Origin of the sequence: Rathayibacter sp. AY2B7, from assembly GCF_002931635.1 — a bacterium.
In the GTDB taxonomy this organism is placed as follows: Bacteria; Actinomycetota; Actinomycetes; order Actinomycetales; family Microbacteriaceae; genus Rathayibacter.
Map to the genome: position 1 here is coordinate 1 of NZ_PSUC01000226.1, position 940 is coordinate 940.

Here is a 940-nt window from a genome sequence, read left to right on the forward strand (position 1 = left end):
TTCTTCCCGAGCGCGACGCCCTCCTCCTGAGAGCGGGAGCGGCGGCGAGCCGTCCCGGTGATCGTCGAGACGCCGGCTTGCGAGCGGTGTCCCGGCGGCAGGCGGACGCCTCGCCGCGCGTCCCGGGCGCGAGGGCGGAGGTGCGGCGGGGTCAGCCGCCGACGGTGGATCCGAAACCGGACTTGCCGGAGGAGCCGAAGCCGCCGGAGAGGGTCGCCTTCGAGCCGACGGTCGAGCCGGCCGGCGCACGCTGCACGACGTCGGGCTGGGTCGCTCCGCGGGCCGCGAAGCCGCCGGACGCGACGGGCGCCCAGCTGGTCGCCCGCGTCGAGTTCCAGCGCGAGGACGCGAAGATCAGCGGGCCGAGCCAGAAGCCGCCGGCGTAGTGCCCGCGGTACTCGTCGGTCGCCTCGCACAGCTGCTCGGGGTCGTCGCCGACCTCCTCGCCCTGCGCCTGGAGCTGGGCGATCTGCTCCCGCACGTCGGCGAGGCAGTCCTCACGGCTCGCGTAGACGGGGCGCTCGGCGTTCTCGGGGATGACGTAGTCCTGGCCGTCGGCTCCCGTGGCGACGACGCCGTCGGTCGAGGGGCCGCCGTTCGCGAGGGCGACGGCGAGGCCCACCGCGCCGACCGCGACCGCGCCGCCGATGAGCAGGCCGCGGCGGTTCTTCGCGATGCCGCTGATGCCGACGCTCCGGGAGCGGTGGGGAGCGGTGCGGGTGGAGCCGTCGCCGCGGCCGGTGCCGCCGCTCGAGCCGCCGCCCGGCGTGCCGGAGCCCGCCCCGGGCTCGCGGCTGCCCCAGTCGTTCCCGGAGCTCGGCGTCCCCGAATCGCCGGGGGTGCGGTCGTCGTCCGTCATCGGGTCTCCTCGTCCTGCGGGCGGGCCGCGCGGGTGTCCTGCGGCCGGTCGTGCTCGGGGGCGCCGTACTCGGGCGCGGGG

1 protein-coding gene is annotated in these 940 nt (G+C 77.4%); it reads right to left on the reverse strand.

All coding sequences use genetic code 11. The annotated features are described in order from the left end of the window. Nucleotides 1-151: 151 nt before the first annotated feature. Nucleotides 152-859: a hypothetical protein gene (locus C5C27_RS17555; protein ID WP_104261077.1), complete on the reverse strand. Its 708-nt coding sequence runs from the start codon at nucleotides 857-859 to the stop codon at nucleotides 152-154. Nucleotides 860-940: the final 81 nt, after the last annotated feature.